The organism is Herbiconiux sp. (genome assembly GCF_004297105.1).
GTDB lineage: Bacteria > Actinomycetota > Actinomycetes > Actinomycetales > Microbacteriaceae > Herbiconiux.
Genome location: NZ_SCVE01000017.1, coordinates 37,084 through 52,303, shown reverse-complemented (window position 1 = coordinate 52,303; position 15,220 = coordinate 37,084). Strand labels below are relative to the sequence as shown.

The 15,220-nt window shown below is 69.7% G+C and carries 14 protein-coding genes; 8 read left to right on the top strand and 6 right to left on the bottom strand.

Going from position 1 to position 15,220, the window contains the following annotated elements; genetic code table 11:
- Positions 1-10: 10 nt before the first annotated feature.
- A complete protein-coding gene (locus EPO52_RS13540; RefSeq protein ID WP_290807356.1) occupies positions 11-673 on the bottom strand; it encodes a nucleoside/nucleotide kinase family protein in 663 nt (220 codons plus the stop codon).
- 219 nt (positions 674-892) lie between these two features.
- Between EPO52_RS13540 and EPO52_RS13535 the strand changes: the two genes are divergently transcribed.
- A complete protein-coding gene (locus tag EPO52_RS13535) occupies positions 893-1,621 on the top strand; it encodes an SDR family oxidoreductase (RefSeq protein WP_290807354.1) in 729 nt (242 codons plus the stop codon).
- Between the two features lie 104 nt (positions 1,622-1,725).
- Positions 1,726-2,706: a LacI family DNA-binding transcriptional regulator gene (locus tag EPO52_RS13530; protein ID WP_290807352.1), complete on the top strand. Its 981-nt coding sequence runs from the start codon at positions 1,726-1,728 to the stop codon at positions 2,704-2,706.
- A 193-nt stretch (positions 2,707-2,899) separates the two neighbouring features.
- Here EPO52_RS13530 and EPO52_RS13525 read toward each other — a convergent pair whose 3' ends face one another.
- Together EPO52_RS13525 and EPO52_RS13520 are read right to left on the bottom strand one after the other, a co-directional pair.
- The gene (locus EPO52_RS13525; RefSeq protein WP_290807350.1) at positions 2,900-4,090 is read right to left on the bottom strand and encodes a Gfo/Idh/MocA family oxidoreductase; all 1,191 of its coding nucleotides are present in this window, start codon (positions 4,088-4,090) and stop codon (positions 2,900-2,902) included.
- Positions 4,087-4,953: an aldolase gene (locus tag EPO52_RS13520; protein ID WP_290807348.1), complete on the bottom strand. Its 867-nt coding sequence runs from the start codon at positions 4,951-4,953 to the stop codon at positions 4,087-4,089. The genes EPO52_RS13525 and EPO52_RS13520 overlap by 4 nt, the downstream gene beginning before the upstream one ends.
- A gap of 186 nt (positions 4,954-5,139) precedes the next feature.
- Here EPO52_RS13520 and EPO52_RS13515 point away from each other — a divergent pair, with 186 nt between their 5' ends.
- The 4 genes from EPO52_RS13515 (at position 5,140) to EPO52_RS13500 (ending at position 8,477) form a co-directional block, all read left to right on the top strand.
- Positions 5,140-6,216, top strand: coding sequence for a PfkB family carbohydrate kinase (locus EPO52_RS13515; protein ID WP_290807345.1), 1,077 nt, complete (start codon positions 5,140-5,142; stop codon positions 6,214-6,216).
- A gap of 103 nt (positions 6,217-6,319) precedes the next feature.
- Positions 6,320-7,348: a LacI family DNA-binding transcriptional regulator gene (locus EPO52_RS13510; protein WP_290807343.1), complete on the top strand. Its 1,029-nt coding sequence runs from the start codon at positions 6,320-6,322 to the stop codon at positions 7,346-7,348.
- Positions 7,349-7,444: 96 nt separating this feature from the next.
- Positions 7,445-7,816 carry a hypothetical protein gene (locus tag EPO52_RS13505; protein ID WP_290807341.1) on the top strand — a complete coding sequence of 124 codons (372 nt, stop codon included), beginning with the start codon at positions 7,445-7,447 and terminating at the stop codon, positions 7,814-7,816.
- A gap of 133 nt (positions 7,817-7,949) precedes the next feature.
- Positions 7,950-8,477: a hypothetical protein gene (locus EPO52_RS13500; RefSeq protein WP_290807339.1), complete on the top strand. Its 528-nt coding sequence runs from the start codon at positions 7,950-7,952 to the stop codon at positions 8,475-8,477.
- A gap of 518 nt (positions 8,478-8,995) precedes the next feature.
- Here the strand turns inward: EPO52_RS13500 and EPO52_RS13495 are convergent.
- Together EPO52_RS13495 and EPO52_RS13490 are read right to left on the bottom strand one after the other, a co-directional pair.
- Entirely contained in the window at positions 8,996-9,652 is a 657-nt protein-coding gene (locus tag EPO52_RS13495) for a response regulator transcription factor (RefSeq protein ID WP_290807337.1), read from the bottom strand.
- A complete protein-coding gene (locus EPO52_RS13490) occupies positions 9,649-11,208 on the bottom strand; it encodes a HAMP domain-containing sensor histidine kinase (RefSeq protein ID WP_290807335.1) in 1,560 nt (519 codons plus the stop codon). Before EPO52_RS13490 ends, EPO52_RS13495 begins: the two co-directional genes overlap by 4 nt.
- Before the next feature lie 284 nt (positions 11,209-11,492).
- Here EPO52_RS13490 and EPO52_RS13485 point away from each other — a divergent pair, with 284 nt between their 5' ends.
- Complete coding sequence (locus EPO52_RS13485; RefSeq protein WP_290807333.1) at positions 11,493-12,014, top strand: hypothetical protein; 522 nt, start codon at positions 11,493-11,495, stop codon at positions 12,012-12,014.
- 141 nt (positions 12,015-12,155) lie between these two features.
- Here the strand turns inward: EPO52_RS13485 and EPO52_RS13480 are convergent, their stop codons facing one another.
- Positions 12,156-12,929: a hypothetical protein gene (locus EPO52_RS13480; protein ID WP_290807331.1), complete on the bottom strand. Its 774-nt coding sequence runs from the start codon at positions 12,927-12,929 to the stop codon at positions 12,156-12,158.
- 216 nt (positions 12,930-13,145) lie between these two features.
- Between EPO52_RS13480 and EPO52_RS13475 the strand changes: the two genes are divergently transcribed.
- On the top strand, positions 13,146-15,185 hold the full coding sequence (locus EPO52_RS13475) for a DUF262 domain-containing protein (RefSeq protein WP_290807320.1): 2,040 nt from the start codon (positions 13,146-13,148) through the stop codon (positions 15,183-15,185).
- Positions 15,186-15,220 lie beyond the last annotated feature (35 nt).

The window sequence follows — 15,220 nt, the reverse complement described above, 5'->3', positions numbered from 1 at the left end:
GGGCGTCCGCTCAGAGCACGGTCGTGAGGTGGATCAGGTGGTCGGCGTTCGTGCGGGTGGCATCGACGAACTCGGCGTTCTTCTCGTCGACGCCGCTCACCCAGTCCTCCGAGGCATCGGCTGCGTGGCCGAACGAGATGCGGCGGCGAACCAGCCGGTCGTGCCGCACATCCGGAGCCACGTCGAGGTACCACGACTCGGCGAGGTGCTCCCGCACCGCACCCCAGCCGTGCTCGTCGCTCAAGAGGTAGTTGCCCTCGGTGATCACCAGCGGGATACGGGAGTCGACGGGAACGGCACTGCCGATCGACTCCTCGAGCGCCCTGTCGAAGACGGGGGCGTACACGACGGGGGCATCCGCGCGCGCCAGACGGCCGAGCAGGGCGACGTAGCCGTCGACGTCGAAGGTGTCGGGGGCGCCCTTGCGCTCGCGTCGGCCGAGCCGCTCGAGCTCCTGGTTGGCGAAGTGGAAACCGTCGTGGCCCACGAGCACCGCGTCGCCGCCGAGCTCCGCGATCAGCGCGGCGCAGAGGGTCGATTTGCCGGCGCCGGGCGTACCGACGATACCGAGGATGCGGCGCTCCCCCGTCGAGATGAGACGACGGCACCGTTCCACCAGCTCATCCAGTTCGACCGGGCGCGCCTCGGGCTGCTCATCACTCACGCTGTCCACGCTCTCCTCCTGGGTCGCCATCGACGGGCCGTGCTGTGGCCGGCCAGAGCGGTCCGCCGCGCCAACGGTACGCATCCGTGATGCCTCGTGTCAACCTGCGTGACACCGGTGTCACAGATTTTCATGACACAGGTGTCATCCGCGGGATTCCGCAGTTAGGATGGTGCCGCCCCACGACGCCGCGATGCTGCGCCGTCCCTCATCCGAACGGAAGAACCCATGACTGACTTCAACGGCCGCACCATCCTCGTCACCGGCGCATCCGGTGGCATCGGCGGCGCCACCGTGCGCCACCTCGTCGAGGCCAATGCCACCGTGCTCGCCGCCGGCCGCAACGCCGAGCAGCTCGAGAAGGTGGCCGCCGAGACCGGCGCCACCCCGCTTCCCTTCGATCTCGAGAGCGAAGACGCCATCCGCGACGCCATCGAGGGCCGCGACATCTGGGGTGTCGTGAACTCGGGCGGCTACGGCGGCGAGATCGCCACCCCGATGGACACCGACATCGACGTGTTCGACAAGGTCATCAGCATCAACGCCCGCGGCTCCCTGCTCGTCACCAAGTACGCCTCGCGCGAGATGATCCGCCAGGAGAAGGGCGGCTCGATCGTCAACATCTCCAGCCAGGCCGGTCTCGTGGCGCTCGTGGGTCACATCTCCTACGGCTCGTCGAAGGCCGCGCTCGACAACATCACCCGCGTCTCGGCGCTGGAGCTCGGCCAGTACGGCATCCGCGTGAACAGCGTGAACCCGACCGTGATCATGACCCCGATGTCGGCCTGGTACTGGGGTCGCCCCGAGATCGCCGGTCCTTTCCTCGAGGCGATGCCGCTCGGCCGCTGGGCCACCGAAGACGAGATCGCGGCACCCGTCGTGTTCCTCCTGAGCGACGCCGCCAGCATGATCTCGGGCGTCTCGCTGCCGATCGACGGCGGCTTCACCGCCCGCTGACGACTCCGGATGCCGCCTGCTCCGGTTGCCCGGGGCGTCGGGTGGGCGGCATCCGTCGTTCTGCTCTTTCCTGTTCCTGCTCATCACGACCGTCTGGAGACGACATGGCGACGATGCGCGAGGTCGCGGTCGCGGCGGGCGTGAGCCCGAAGACCGTGTCGCGGGTGCTCAACGACGACCCGCACGTCTCTCCAGAGACGCGACTGCGGGTCGAGGAGTCGATGCAGGAGCTCGCCTACGTTCCGAACGCGCTGGCCACCACCTTCCGTTCGGGTCGCTCCCCGGTGGTCGGGGTGGCCGTTCCCGACATCGTCGATCCGTTCTTCGCCGCGATCGTGAACGCCGTCGAGGAGCGGGCGCTGGCCGAAGACCTCTCGACCCTCGTGATCAGCCTCGGGCACGATCCGGCCCGCGAACGGGCGGTGCTCGAATCGGTGCTGCGACGCCAGCTGTCGGGGCTGGTGGTGGCACCCACCACCACCGACCACGCCTACCTCGAGCCGTGGGCGGCGCGCATTCCGATCGCTTTCGTCGACCGCGCGCCGGGCCGGCTCGTGGCCGACACCTTCATCCACGACGACCGCGGTGGCGCCCACTCCGCGACTACCCACCTGATCGGGCACGGGCACACCCGCATCGGGTTCCTGGCGGAGTCGGCCGATACTCCCACGATCGTGGAGCGGCTCGAGGGCTACCGGTCGGCGCTCGCCGACGCGGGGCTCCCGTTCGATGCCTCGCTGGTGCACTTCGGAGCGACCACGCGGCCCGTTGCCGCCGCGGCGCTGGAGGCGCTCGCCCGACCCGACGGTGCGACGGCCGTCTTCTCGGCGGACGCCCGCTGCACGATGGCCGCGGTGCCGGCGCTGAAGGCGCATCCGCTCCCCCTGGTGGGCTTCGGCGACTTCCCGCTGGCGGATGTGCTGACGCCGTCGATCACGGTGGTGGCGCACGACCCCGCGGCCCTCGGGCGGCTCGCTGCCGAACGGCTGGTGGAGCGCGCCGCGCACCCCGAGCGCCGGCTGCGCCGCCGCACCGTGCTGCCCGTGACCCTCATCGAGCGCGAGTCCTGTCGCACCCCGGTCTGAGCGCGCGCCCGCCCGCTCGCCGGCGCCGCACATCCGTCACTTTTTGTTCGAAAACAGGCAACAACGCGCAAATACTGACGGATCTCGCACAGCACCCACCGCACATCCGTCAGTTTTGGCGCGAAAACAGGCAACAACGCGCAAATACTGACGGATGTCGCACGACACGCACCGGGGAGCGGGAGCGGGCGGGCTACAGGGCGACCGCGCGGTGCTCCTCGTTCGAGAGGATGGCGGCCCGGTAGATCTCGTGCGTGAGCGCCGCCTCCTCGGGGCGTGCAGCGCCGAAGCGGTCTCCGAGAGAACCGTGCCGCTCGGCCAGGAACACCGCCCACATCTGCAGGATCGAGTCGGAGAAGCCCGACTCGAAGTTCGGCCCGGTCACGGTGGGCCACACCGACTGGCTGCCCGCATCGATCTGCTGCCAGATCTGCTCGCGTCCGCCACCGGGAATGACCGCCCAGGTGAACACCTCGACCGACTTCGGGTTCTTCGTGCTGAAACGCACTCCACCGTCGAGCCCGAGGGCTTCGAACTCCCACGTGTTCTTCTGGCCCGGGTCGATGCGCTTGGTCTCGATCGTGAGCGGGAAGGCGACGCCCTCGTGGCGCGACCAGGCGTGCAGCACGGCGTTGTCCCAGGTGTCGCACGGCACGGGAGTGCCATCCGGCCCCGGCCGCGTCGGCACGATGTTCTGCAGCACGCCGTAGACCGACTCCGGCTTCCAGCCGAGGCGTAGCGGCACGTGCCAGGTATGCATGCCGAGGTCGTTGAGAACGCCGGCCTCACCGCAGAACTGGGTCTGGCGCTTCCAGTTGATGGGCTTGTTCACATCGATGTCGCTCGAGTGCAGGAAGCTGTTGCGCGCCTCCACGATCGTGCCGAGCGCGCCCGACTTCACGTAGTCGATGGCCAGTTGCGCACCGGGGAAGAACGGCATCTCGCTCGAGCAGCGCACGAACGACTCCGGATGCTCGGCCATGACCCCGAGAACGGCTTGCGCCGCCGCCGAGTCGATGCCGAACGGCTTCTCGGCCAGCAGACTCTTGCCGGCGGCGATCACGTCGCTGTAGATCTTCTCGTGCAGGTCGTGGCGCACGGCCACGTAGATCACGTCGACGCTGTCGTCGGTGAGGAGGTCGGCGTAGTCGGTGGTCTTCGTGACCACGGTGTCGATCTCGTCGAACCACTCGAGAGCGGCGGGGTTGATGTCGCACACCGCGGTGAGGCGGGGGCGCACCGGGTGGTCGATGAGGGCGGGCCAGCGCTGGATGGCGGCCGCGATCTCGCGTCCCATCAGTCCGCCGCCGATGATGGCGACGTTGACGGTCTCGGCCTTCGCGGGTGCAGCGAGGGTGGTACCGGATGCGGGGGCGGCGCTCATGCGGAGACCTCCGCACGGGCTGCATCCGACTCGGCGAGGATCGTGAGGGCCTGGTCGACATCGGCGCCATCGTGCAGCACCGCCATCAGGGCGGCCGTGATGCCGGCCGGGTTCTCGTGCTGCACCACATTGCGGCCGTACACGATGCCCTTGGCGCCCGCATCCAGCACCGCGACCGTGCGCTCGAGCAGCGTGCGGTCGTCGACACGTCCGCCGCCGCGGACGAGCACCGGGATGTCGCCTGCGACCTCGATCACGCGGCCGTACTCGCTGATGTCGTCACTCGGATCGCTCTTGATGAGGTCGGCGCCGAGTTCGACGCCCTGGCGCACGAGCGTGACGATCTTGTCGATGTCGCCGTTCACCATGTAGCCACCGCCCGCCTTCTCGTTGTCCTGCATCACGAGCGGCTCCACCATGAGGGGCATGCCGTAGCGTGTGGCCTCCTTGCGCAGCGCCATGATCGAGCGGATGTTGGCCTCCCGCACCTCAGGGTGACCCGGCAGGTCCATGAGGTTCACGCAGAGCGCCACGGCGTCGAGGCGCACGGCCTCTTCGACGGCGTGCGGCACGTGGTGGCTGTAGACCACCGAGTCGAGCGGGTTGTTGTAGACGTTGGCGATGTCGGTGCGCAGAACGAGACCCGGCTTCTGCTTGCCGGGGTAGCTCTGCAGGCGACGAGCCTGCCCGAGGGTGAGCTGAACCGCATCGGGGCCGGCCTCGACCAGGGTGCGCACCACCTTGTCCATGTTCTCGATGCCCGTGATGAACGAGCGCTCCCCGAAGAATCCGTGGTCGACGGCGACGTCGAGGGCCCGGCCGGACGTGGGATTGAAAAGGCGGTTGAGGCGGTACAACGTCATTGCGGATGCTCCTGAGTGGTGACGGGGTCGGGCACGGACTGACAAACGCGGAGGTGATGGATTCCGCTCCGGGGTTTCCTGAACCCCTCTCGATGTGCCACAGTAATACCAGTGAGACAACGTTGTCTAGCCGGAATCCCCGGCTTCGATTTCACAGACCTTCGATTCCACAGAGGAGACCTTGTCGTGACGCGCATCGTGGTGGCGGGACACATCTGCCTCGACCTGACCCCCGAACTCGGCCCCGGCGCCCGCCTCGACCCGGGCCGCCTCATCGGCATCGGCCCGCTCGGCATCAAGCTCGGCGGCTGCGTGGCCAACACCGGCACAGCCCTCGCCGACCTCGGCGCCACCCTCAGCGTGCACTCCACCGTCGGCGACGACGAGCTCGGCCGCATCGTGGCCGACACCATCGCCCGCTACCCGGGCCTCAGCGCCGACCTGCACATCTCTCCGCAGCTCGCCACCTCCTACAGCCTCGTGCTCGAGCCCGCCGGTCACGACCGCACCTTCTGGCACCACACCGGCGCCAACAGCGTCTTCACGGGCGAGCACCTCGACACCGGCGACGCCGACCTGCTGCACCTCGGCTATCCGCCGCTCCTCCCGGGCATCGTCGCCGACGGCGGCGCGCCCCTCGAGAACGTGCTCCGCCGCGCGCGGGATGCGGGCGCGACGACCTCCCTCGACCTCGCGGTGGTCGACCCCGACTCGGATGTCGGAGCTCTCGACTGGGCCGGCATCCTGCAGCGCACCCTCCCGTTCGTCGACGTGATCAGCCCGAGTCTCGACGACCTCACCTCGGCCCTCGGCGGATCGGTGCTGGGGCACGGCGACATACCCGGATTCGACGTCGCCGCCATGCCGCCGGCACGCGCCGCCGCCGAGTACGCCGAGCTGCTCCTGGCCTGGGGCGCTGCGGTCGTGGCGATCTCGGCGGGCTCCGAAGGCCTCCTCCTGCGCACCGCGGGCGCTGAACGCCTCTCCCGAGGGGGACGGATGCTCGCCCCCCTCGCCGCGGAATGGGCCGACATCTCCCTGCGCGTGCGCCCCTTCCCGCTCGAGCGGGTGGCCACCACCAACGGCGCCGGCGACGCCTCGACCGCCGGGCTGCTCTTCGCGCTCTCGCACGGGGTGTCGCCCACGGTGGCCGCGCACGTGGCATCCGCGTCGGCCGCCGCCATCATCTCGGGCCGCCGCCCCACCCCGGAGGTGATGGCGGACATCCTCCCTCTGGCGGCCGGGATCTTCGCGGAGGCCTGATGCTTCTGCTCGGTGGCCGGCGTCGCGGAGAACCGCGAGCTCTCAGCAGTCCCTTCGGCCAGCCTTCGGCCAGGACGTCACGGCGACGGCCACAATGATCGACATGTCCTCTCGCCCGCCCACGATGAAGGATGTCGCCGCCGCAGCCGGCGTGAGCCTCAAGACTGTGTCACGCCACGTGAACGGCGCCACGAACATCGACCCCGAGCTGTCCGCGCGCATCCGCGATGCCATCGTCTCGCTCGGCTACCGGCACAACCTGGCGGCGGCGAGCATCCGGCCCGGGCGATCGGCGAAGGTGATCGGGCTCGTGATCAGCGATCTCGCGAACCCCTACTGGTCGGTGATCGCGCGCTCGGTCGAGCGGGTGTGCAGCGCCAACGGCTACCTGCTCATGACCGTGAGTTCGGAGGAGGATGCGGCACGCCACCGGCTCCTCGTCGACCGGCTCATCGCGCAGCGCGTCGACGGCTTGATCGTGGTGCCGCCGCGCCAGGACACGGGTGGGTGGGCCGCGCCGTCCGCCTCCGTGGTGCCGCTCGTGGCGATCGACCGCCCGTTGCAGGAGGGCGAAGCGACTTCGGACGCCGAGACGGCGGTCCGCGCCGACACGATCCTGGCCGACAACGCCGGCGGGGCCGAGGCGGCCACCCGAGAGCTCGTGCGGCAGGGTGCCCGGAACGTGCTCTTCCTCGGCGACTCGCTCGAGCTCTACACGATGCGCGAGCGGCTCGCGGGCTACCGGAGAGCACTCGCACCGAGCGACGACGACGACCGTCTCGTGGTCACGACCGCCCACACGGCGGCGGAAGCGGCATCCGTCGTGGGCTCGCTGCTCGGCGAGGGACGCGTCGATGCGGTGTTCGCGGCCAACAACCGGTCATCGATCGGTGCGATCGAGGCCTTCACCCGCGCGGGCGAGCGCCTGCCGTTGATCGGCTTCGACGACTTCGAGTCGGCCACGCTCGTGCGCCCCGCGATCGCCGTGGTGGCGCAGGACGTGGTGCGCATGGGCGAGGCCGCCGCCGAAGCGGTGCTCGCCCGTATCGCGGGCACGGCTCCCGAACCCGCCGTGACGGTTCTGCCCACGCGTCTGGTGCTGCGCGGGTCGGAGCGGGCGGCATCCGTCTAAGAGCTTTCTCATCAGGCGGCACTCATTCAGGCGGCGTGGCGGCGCAGAATGGATGCACGGTCCGAGACGCGGACGACGAGAGAACGGCACACGACGATGGATTCGCCCACTCCGAAGCGCCGCTGGTGGCTCGCCGCCGGGGCTGTCGCAGCGGTCGCCGCCGTCGTGGTGACGGGAGGAGCGCTCCTCGCGGCCGGTTCGGTTCCGGATGAGGCGGGGCAGCCCGTGGGTGTGCCCGCGGTGATCCTGTCGCCGGGAGCCACCGCCCCCACCACCTCCGGGGCGCCGACGCCACCGGCCACGGGCGAGCCGACGGGGGTGCCCACGCCCGCCGGGCCCGTCGAGGTGCCCGCGCCGACGCCGGTGCCGGTCGACGACCACGGCGGCGATCGCGGGGGCGGAAGCGGATCGGGCGGCAGCGGCTCGAGCGGAGGATCGGGCACCAGCGGGGGCAGCGGGCACGACTGAGTCGCGTCCCCTCCCGCCTAAGAGACCTCTCATCCGGGGCTTCCCGTGGTCTTAGAGCCAGGACGGACGGTTGATCCAAGGCATTCCGCCGATCACCGGCCGCCGCGCGTGCGGCCCCGAACAAGGGATGATCATGTCCGTTCTCCGCACAACCCGATCCAAGGTCCTCGTCACCGCCGCCGTGGCCGCCGTCGTACTGGCAGGCGGGGCGGGCGTGGCCGCTGCAACCGCTGCATCGTTCCCCGCATCCGGCAGCTCGTCGAGCACGCCGTCGCCGGTTCCGTCGGTCGTCGACGACAAGGGCGGACTCCGACCCGGCAACGACGACGCCTCCGCGACTCCGACCCCTCTGCCCTCGGCCCCCACCGATCCGGCAGCCCCTGCAGCGCCGGCGCCGGCGCCTGTGGCGCCATCGGGCGGCCCCACCCCGGTGGCACCCCCGGCCCCGGGGGTGGACGACAACCCGCACCCCGACGACAACCCCGGCGCCGGGACCGGCCGGGATGCATCCGGCACCGACGACTCAGGCCACCACACGGCCACCGACGATTCGGGCCACCACACCGGCACCGATGACTCGGGCCACCGCGGAGGCGGAAGCGACTCGGGCTCCAGCGACTCCGGCCGCGGCGGCCACGACGACGGCCCGAACCACCGGTAGCCCTCCCTCGGGTTGCCACATCTTGTGGCAACCCGAGGCTCCAGCCAACAACTAGTGGCAACTCGACAGGTAGCCCCACAGGCCCCGCCCACCGAGTTGCCACCTCTTGTGGCACCTCCGCGCGGTTTGCCACATCTTGTGGCAAACCCGAAGCTCCAGCCAACAACTAGTGGCAACTCGACGGGAAGCCCCACAGGCCCCGCCCACCGAGTTGTCACCTCTTGTGGCACCTCCATGCGGGTTGCCACAACAAGTGGCAACCCGAAGCTCCAGCCAACAACAAGTGGCAACTCGACAGGTAGCCCCACAGGCCCGCACACCGAGTTGCCACCTCCTGTGGCACCTCCGCGCGGGTTGCCACATCTTGTGGGAAACGAAGCTCCAGCCAACAACTAGTGGCAACTCGACGGGAAGCCCCACAGGCCCCGCCCACCGAGTTGCCACCTCTTGTGGCACCTCCGCGCGGGTTGCCACAACATGTGGCAACCCGATAGGCGCGGCACGCCGCGGACGGCCCGTCAGACCAGGCGGTAGCCCATCCCGCGCACCGTCTCGATGCGGGCTGCACCGAACTTCTGCCGCAGGTAGCCCACGTACACGTCGACCACGTTCGATCCCGGATCGAAATCGAACCCCCACACCCGGCTCAGCAGCTGCTCGCGGCTCAGCACCTGGCCCTGATGCCGCAGCAGCTCCTCCGCCAGCGCGAACTCCCGCGCCGAGAGGTCGACGGTTCGCCCCTCCACGCTCGCTCGCCGGCCCCGCAGATCCAGCTCGAGATCCCCGGCGGCGAGCACCGTCTCCACCGCACTCGACGCATCGTTCAGCCGCAACCGGATGCGCGCCAGCAGTTCGTCGAAGCGGAACGGCTTGGCCATGTAGTCGTTCGCCCCGCCCTCGAGGCTCGCGAGCACATCCTCCACCGCACTCCGGGCCGTGAGGATGATCACCGGGGTCTTCGCCCCTTCTGCACGGAGTCGGCGCATGACCTCGAGGCCGTCGAGTCCCGGCAGCCCGATGTCGAGCACCACCAGGTCGAACACACCGGTGCGCGCGAGCTCGAGAGCGTCGGGGCCGGTGCGCACGACGGTCGCCTGAAAGCCGGCCGCCTTCAGGCCCTTCTCGATGAAGGAGCTGATGCGCTCCTCGTCCTCCGCGATCAGGATGCCGGTCATGCTGAACCTTCCCTTCCCTCTGCCGCGGGGATCACGATGCGGAACAGCGCTCCCCCGTCCACCGGCGCCTCCAGCTCGACGCGGCCGCCGTGGGCCTCCGCGATGCTCGACACGATCGCCAGGCCGAGACCCGATCCCCCGCTGCCCCGGCCGTGCTCCGGTCCGCGCTGGAACCGTTCGAACACCCGCACGCGCGCATCCGGCGGAACCCCGGGCCCGAAGTCGCGCACCCAGAGCCGCAGGTCGCCGGATGCATCCGCGGCCCAGTTGCTCCCCAGCTCGATCCGCCCGCCTGCCTCGCCCGTCGAGCCGGCCATACCCTTCGAGCCCGCCCCACCCGCCGAGCCGGCCCCACCCGTTCCCGTCACCGTGGCTGCAGCCCCTCCCGCCGACGTGGCCGAACCATGCGACACCGCATTCGCGGCGAGCTGCAGCATCGCCTGGGTGATGCGGTCGGCGTCGAGCACGCCCACACCCTCGGCCCGCTCCACGATCACCCACTGCCGATCGGCGAGCGCCACCGCCTTCGCCCGGATGCGGTCGGTCAGTTCGGCCACGTCGACGGGCGCCCGCACGAGGGCACCCGGGCGTCCGGCCTCGGCCAGGCGGGCGATGTCGGAGACGAGCCCGCTCATGCGGTCGAGCTCATCGATCGCCAGTTCGCGGGTCGTGGCCACGTCGAGCGGATCGCCCGCATCCATCAGTTCGAGGTGCCCCCGCACGATCGTGACCGGCGTCTTCAGTTCGTGTCCCACGTCATCGAGCAGCTGCCGCTGGGCGGTGAGGGCGACCTCCAGGCGGTCGAGCATCCCATTGACGGTGACGGTGAGCTGCGAGATGTCGTCGCGCCCCGTGACCGGGATGCGCTCGGCGAGATCGGAGGCCGTGATACGCGTCGCGGCCGCGGTGAGCGAGCGGATGGGTCGCAGTAGCCGGCCCGCCACGAACCAGCCCACCACCCCCACCACGGCGAGCGCGAGTGCGGCGATGGCCGCGTAGGTCGTGAAGGCGTCGGTCAGAGGCGCGAGCTCGGATGCCACGTCGACGGCGATCACGAAGACGGCGGTGCGGGCATCCGCCTGCCCCGGCACGGACGGTGACGCTATGGGCACCGCGATGTAGCGCAGAGCCCGCTCACCGGGCGTCGCCAGGGTTCCGCGCACCACCTCGCCGTCGGCGGTCTCGGAAACCACCCGGTCCACCAGCTGCTGGTCGCGGTCGAGCCGGAAGGCCACCGTACCGCCGGGCGAGAGCGCCGGTCGGCCGTCGACGATGCCCAGGGCCGACTCGTTCGATCCGGGGCGCACGCGCTGCACGACATCCGTCATCACGGTGTCGAGGGTCGCGGATGCCGCACTCCCCGAGTCCGCGGCCACTTCTGCGGCGTCGCCCGCGAGCGCGACCAGACGCTCATCGACCGACGTCAGCACGCGGTCGCGCTGCACGAGATAGGCCGTGGATCCGGCCACCGCCATGCCCAGCCCCGCGACGATCAGCAATGTGGCCAGGATGCGCACGCGCACCGAGAGCCGCACCGGCCGGGAGCGTGGAGACATCTGCTCATTATCGATGCCGTGGCCGCCCGGCGGGCGGATCGGCCGATGAGAATGCTCTTAGGCGGTTGACCGGTCCGCTCGCTCGTCGAATTGCCACATGATGTGGCAACTCGCCCCGCCAAGCCACATGAAGCGGCAACTCGGCGCATCCGTTCCGAACCGAGTTGCCACATCGTGTGGCAACTCAGCCCACGCACGCACGCACGTACCACCGCGGGCGGCGGATGCCCGCGCCCGGGTTTGGGAGTGGCAGTCCCAAGGGTCGGGGGGCTAGCGTCGACGACGTGCAGCATTTCTCCCGCGGTGTGCGACTGGCGGCAGTGGTCGCACTGACGATCGCAGTGCTCACGGCCTGCACGCCCCCCACCGACCGCACCGGCGGTGCCGAGGCTCCCACCAAGACGCCGACGCCGACGGCCACACCGACCCCCACGCCCACGCCGACTCCCACGCCGACTCCCACCCCCACCGAGACGCCGACGCCCGAGCCGCCGCCTCCGCCCACACCGCCGAACGCGATGGGCGGCGAGACCGACGGGGGCAACACCGCCAACACGCCCCTGGTCGAGGACACGGGCCCCCAGGAGTTCGCCGTGGGCCCCGCGAGCCAGCTCAACGACTACGAGTTCACCTACACCGTCATGCAGAACGACCAGGTGCTCGCCATCGCCTCGCGCTTCAAACTGCAGACCATCGATGTGGTGCGCGTCAACTTCCCGTGCAGCGACCCGCTCAACGTGCAACCGGGCGACGTGCTCGACATCCGCTGGCCCGTCGACTCCGAGGTCATCGGCGCCGGCTGCTGACGCGGCTCAGTCCGGAGAGACTCGCCTCAGGCCGCAGGAATGGGCCTTCCTCGCACAGCCGAGGCAGGATTGCGCGACCTGAGACGACGGATGCCCCGGCCGAGAGCTCGACCGGGGCATCCGTCAGGCGGAACAGAAGGCCTACGCCTCGCTCATCACCGCGTTCTCGGCCTGACCGCGCGCAGCGAGCGCGGCGGCACGGGCGGCGATGCGGCGGGTCTGCTCGGCCTGGCCGGCGTCGAGCACGTCCTGGGGCACCTCGACGCTCTCGACGTGGTTCACGCCGTTGTACTTCTCGATGTAGGCGTCGAGCTCGGGGCCCGACTCCCACGAGGTGATGAGGCAGTAGCGGGGCTCGGTGCCGTAGTGGGCGGCGGCGTGCCACAGACGTTGCGTGTCGATCACGAGCTGCGCGCCCGCGGGAAGGGCGATGCGCACCTCACCGTCGGGGTCGGTGCGGTTGTCGCGCAGCACGAAGTAGCTGTCGGTGTCGTCGGTGAGGTTGAAGAAGCCGCGCACCACCCAGCCGGTGCCGTCGGGGTTGAGACGGTTGTTGTCGTCCTGGTGGAGGTTGTAGAGGCAGTCGGCGTAGGTGTTGGGCTGCAGCTCGATCACGCGGCAGCGACCCACGTTGGCGCCGGGCTCCTGCGCGCGCTCGGTGAGGGTGGGAGCGATCGCGGTCTGCGAGTCGATCCACACGCCGTCCTTGTCGGTGCGCGGCGGCTTGTGGTTCCAGAACCCGTTGCACTCGATGTCACCGAAGGCACTGGCGAGAGGAGCGAAGCGGGTGTCACCCGACGACTTCCAGTCGTTGTACTCGATGTCGAGCCATTCTTTGGGGTCGATTACCTTGTTGTAGCGGTCGAGAACCACATAGCCGGTCTCTTCGAGAGCGGCGGATTTGATGTAACCCATGAGGTGAGTCATGCCCTTTCGTCGTGGACCAGCACGTTTTAACAGGTCCGAACTTAGGTAAGCCTACATTCGAGCTGCTGAGAGGGGACTAAGGTCACGCCGGTTCCCCGACCAAACCGGCACGCTCGGGCGGCGGACCCCGTTCGGCAGCCAGCCGCATCCGCTAGACTCGGCGGCTGCGTCCCTCCGGCGACCCGAAAGGCGAAGCGAGAACCCATGGTCAGTGCCACGAATGTCGACGCGATCGCAGTCAACACGATCGCCTGGCTCTCCGCTCCGGCGACGACGATCGTGGTACCCGTCTATCAACGCCAGTACCGCTGGGACATCGGCGGGTGCGAACAGCTGCTCGGCGACATCCGCGCCGTCGGCGACACGGATGCGGGCCACACCCACTTCATCGGCTCGATCCTGTCCACCGCGAACACCGCCCCGCCCACCGGGGGCGAAGCAGATGCCGCCGACCTCGTGCTCATCGACGGCCAGCAGCGAATCACCACCCTGATGCTGCTCATCGCGGCCCTGCACCACACGGTGCGGCAGAACCCGGATGTCGCTGGCCTGGCCGAACTCGACGCCGAACTCGCCCGGGTACTCGTGCGCGAGAACGACAGCACGCGCACCAAGCTCCGCCCCCACCGCGCTTGGGCCGAGGTCTTCGAGGCCGTGGTGCTCGACCGCCGCGAGGGCGATGCCGCGCTCCGCGACTCGCGCTTCGACGACAACTACGCCTTCTTCCGCAGCCAGATCCGGGCCGAGGAGGTGCCGCGCATCTGGCGCGGCCTGCAGAAGCTCGAGCACGTGTCGATCACGCTCGGCGCCCATGCCAACGCCCAGCAGATCTTCGAGAGCCTCAACTCCACAGGCGCTCCGCTGCTCGACCACGAGCTCATCCACAACTACGTTCTGATGGGCCTCTCGCACGACGAGCAGAACGAAATCGAGAACGAATACTGGCTGCCGATCGAGCAGAACACCGGCGAGTTCATCGCGAGCTTCTGGCGGCACTACCTCGTGATGACCACGGGCCGCGAGGTGGCCGTCACGGGCGAACGCGGTGTCTACGACGCATTCCGGCAGCAGTTCCCCCGCCTGGAGTTCACCACGTTGCGCGCGCAGGCCGCCGAGTGGCGGGAGTACTCCGCCGCCTACAGCGCACTGCTCGATCCCTCTCGCGAACCCGATCCGCAGGTCGCCCGCCAGCTCGCGTTCCTCGGCACCTTCGGCCGCGGCATGTTCCCGCTCGCGATGCGGGTGTACTTCGACTTCGCGCGCGGCGAGGTCACGAAAGAAGCGCTGATCGAGGTGTTCGAACAGCTGCAGTCGCTGCAGCTGCGCCGCACCGTCGTGGGCCTCGGCAACGAGCGGCTCGTGGCCCGGCTCTGCCGGGCCCGCGAGGAGGGGCCGGCGAACCTCGTGCACGCGATGTCGCGCATCACCCCCTCCGACGAGCGCGTGAAGGTGGGACTGAAGTTCAGCGACCTCCCACACACCTCCTATGTGCTCGGCCGCCTCGCGGGCGTCGACCCGAGCGTGCTCGACGTCGAGCACGTGGTGCCGCCATCGCCCGGCGACACCTGGAGCGGCGACGGCATCCGGCTCTGGTCCGACTACAGCGACGACGAGCAGAACAGCCACCGCGCCCTCGCCGAGACCCTGGGCAATCTGGCGCTGTTGGAGCGCCCGCTGGCCGACCGCGCCTTCGACCAGTCGTTCCCGGCCAAACGCACGCTCTACGCGCTGAGCGAGGTGCCGATCACCCACGAGATCGCGGGCATCGATGCCTGGAGCACGGCGGCGATCGCCGCGCGCACCGTGCGGCTCACCGAGATCTTCCTGCGCGTGTGGGCCCGGCCGTCGGTCACTGGCATCGATGACGACGGTCTCACCCCGATCCTCGACGCCATCCAGCGCCGCGGCTGGCCGCGCAACTGGGAGCGTGAGTTCGAGTACGTGGAGTACCGCGGCGAGCACTGGGAGGTCTACGACATCAAGTACCTCTTCAACCGCATCTTCAAGCGGCTCTGGGCCGACTCCCGCACCGACGTGGTGGCCTTCAGCGCTCATCGCGGCGGTCCCATCTACGAAGCCCCGGCCTGGACGGGCCACTGGGACCAGCTCGACGACACGCACTACCTCTACATGGGCTGGGACTCGAAGTACATGCTCACGGCCGTGCAGGGCGTGCTCGACGAAGCGGGCCTCGCGGCCGAGGTCTTCGTCAAGTACTCCTACGTCGGCCAGTACATGAAGTAGCCGGCACCGGCGAGCCGCATCGGCCGAGCCTGAAG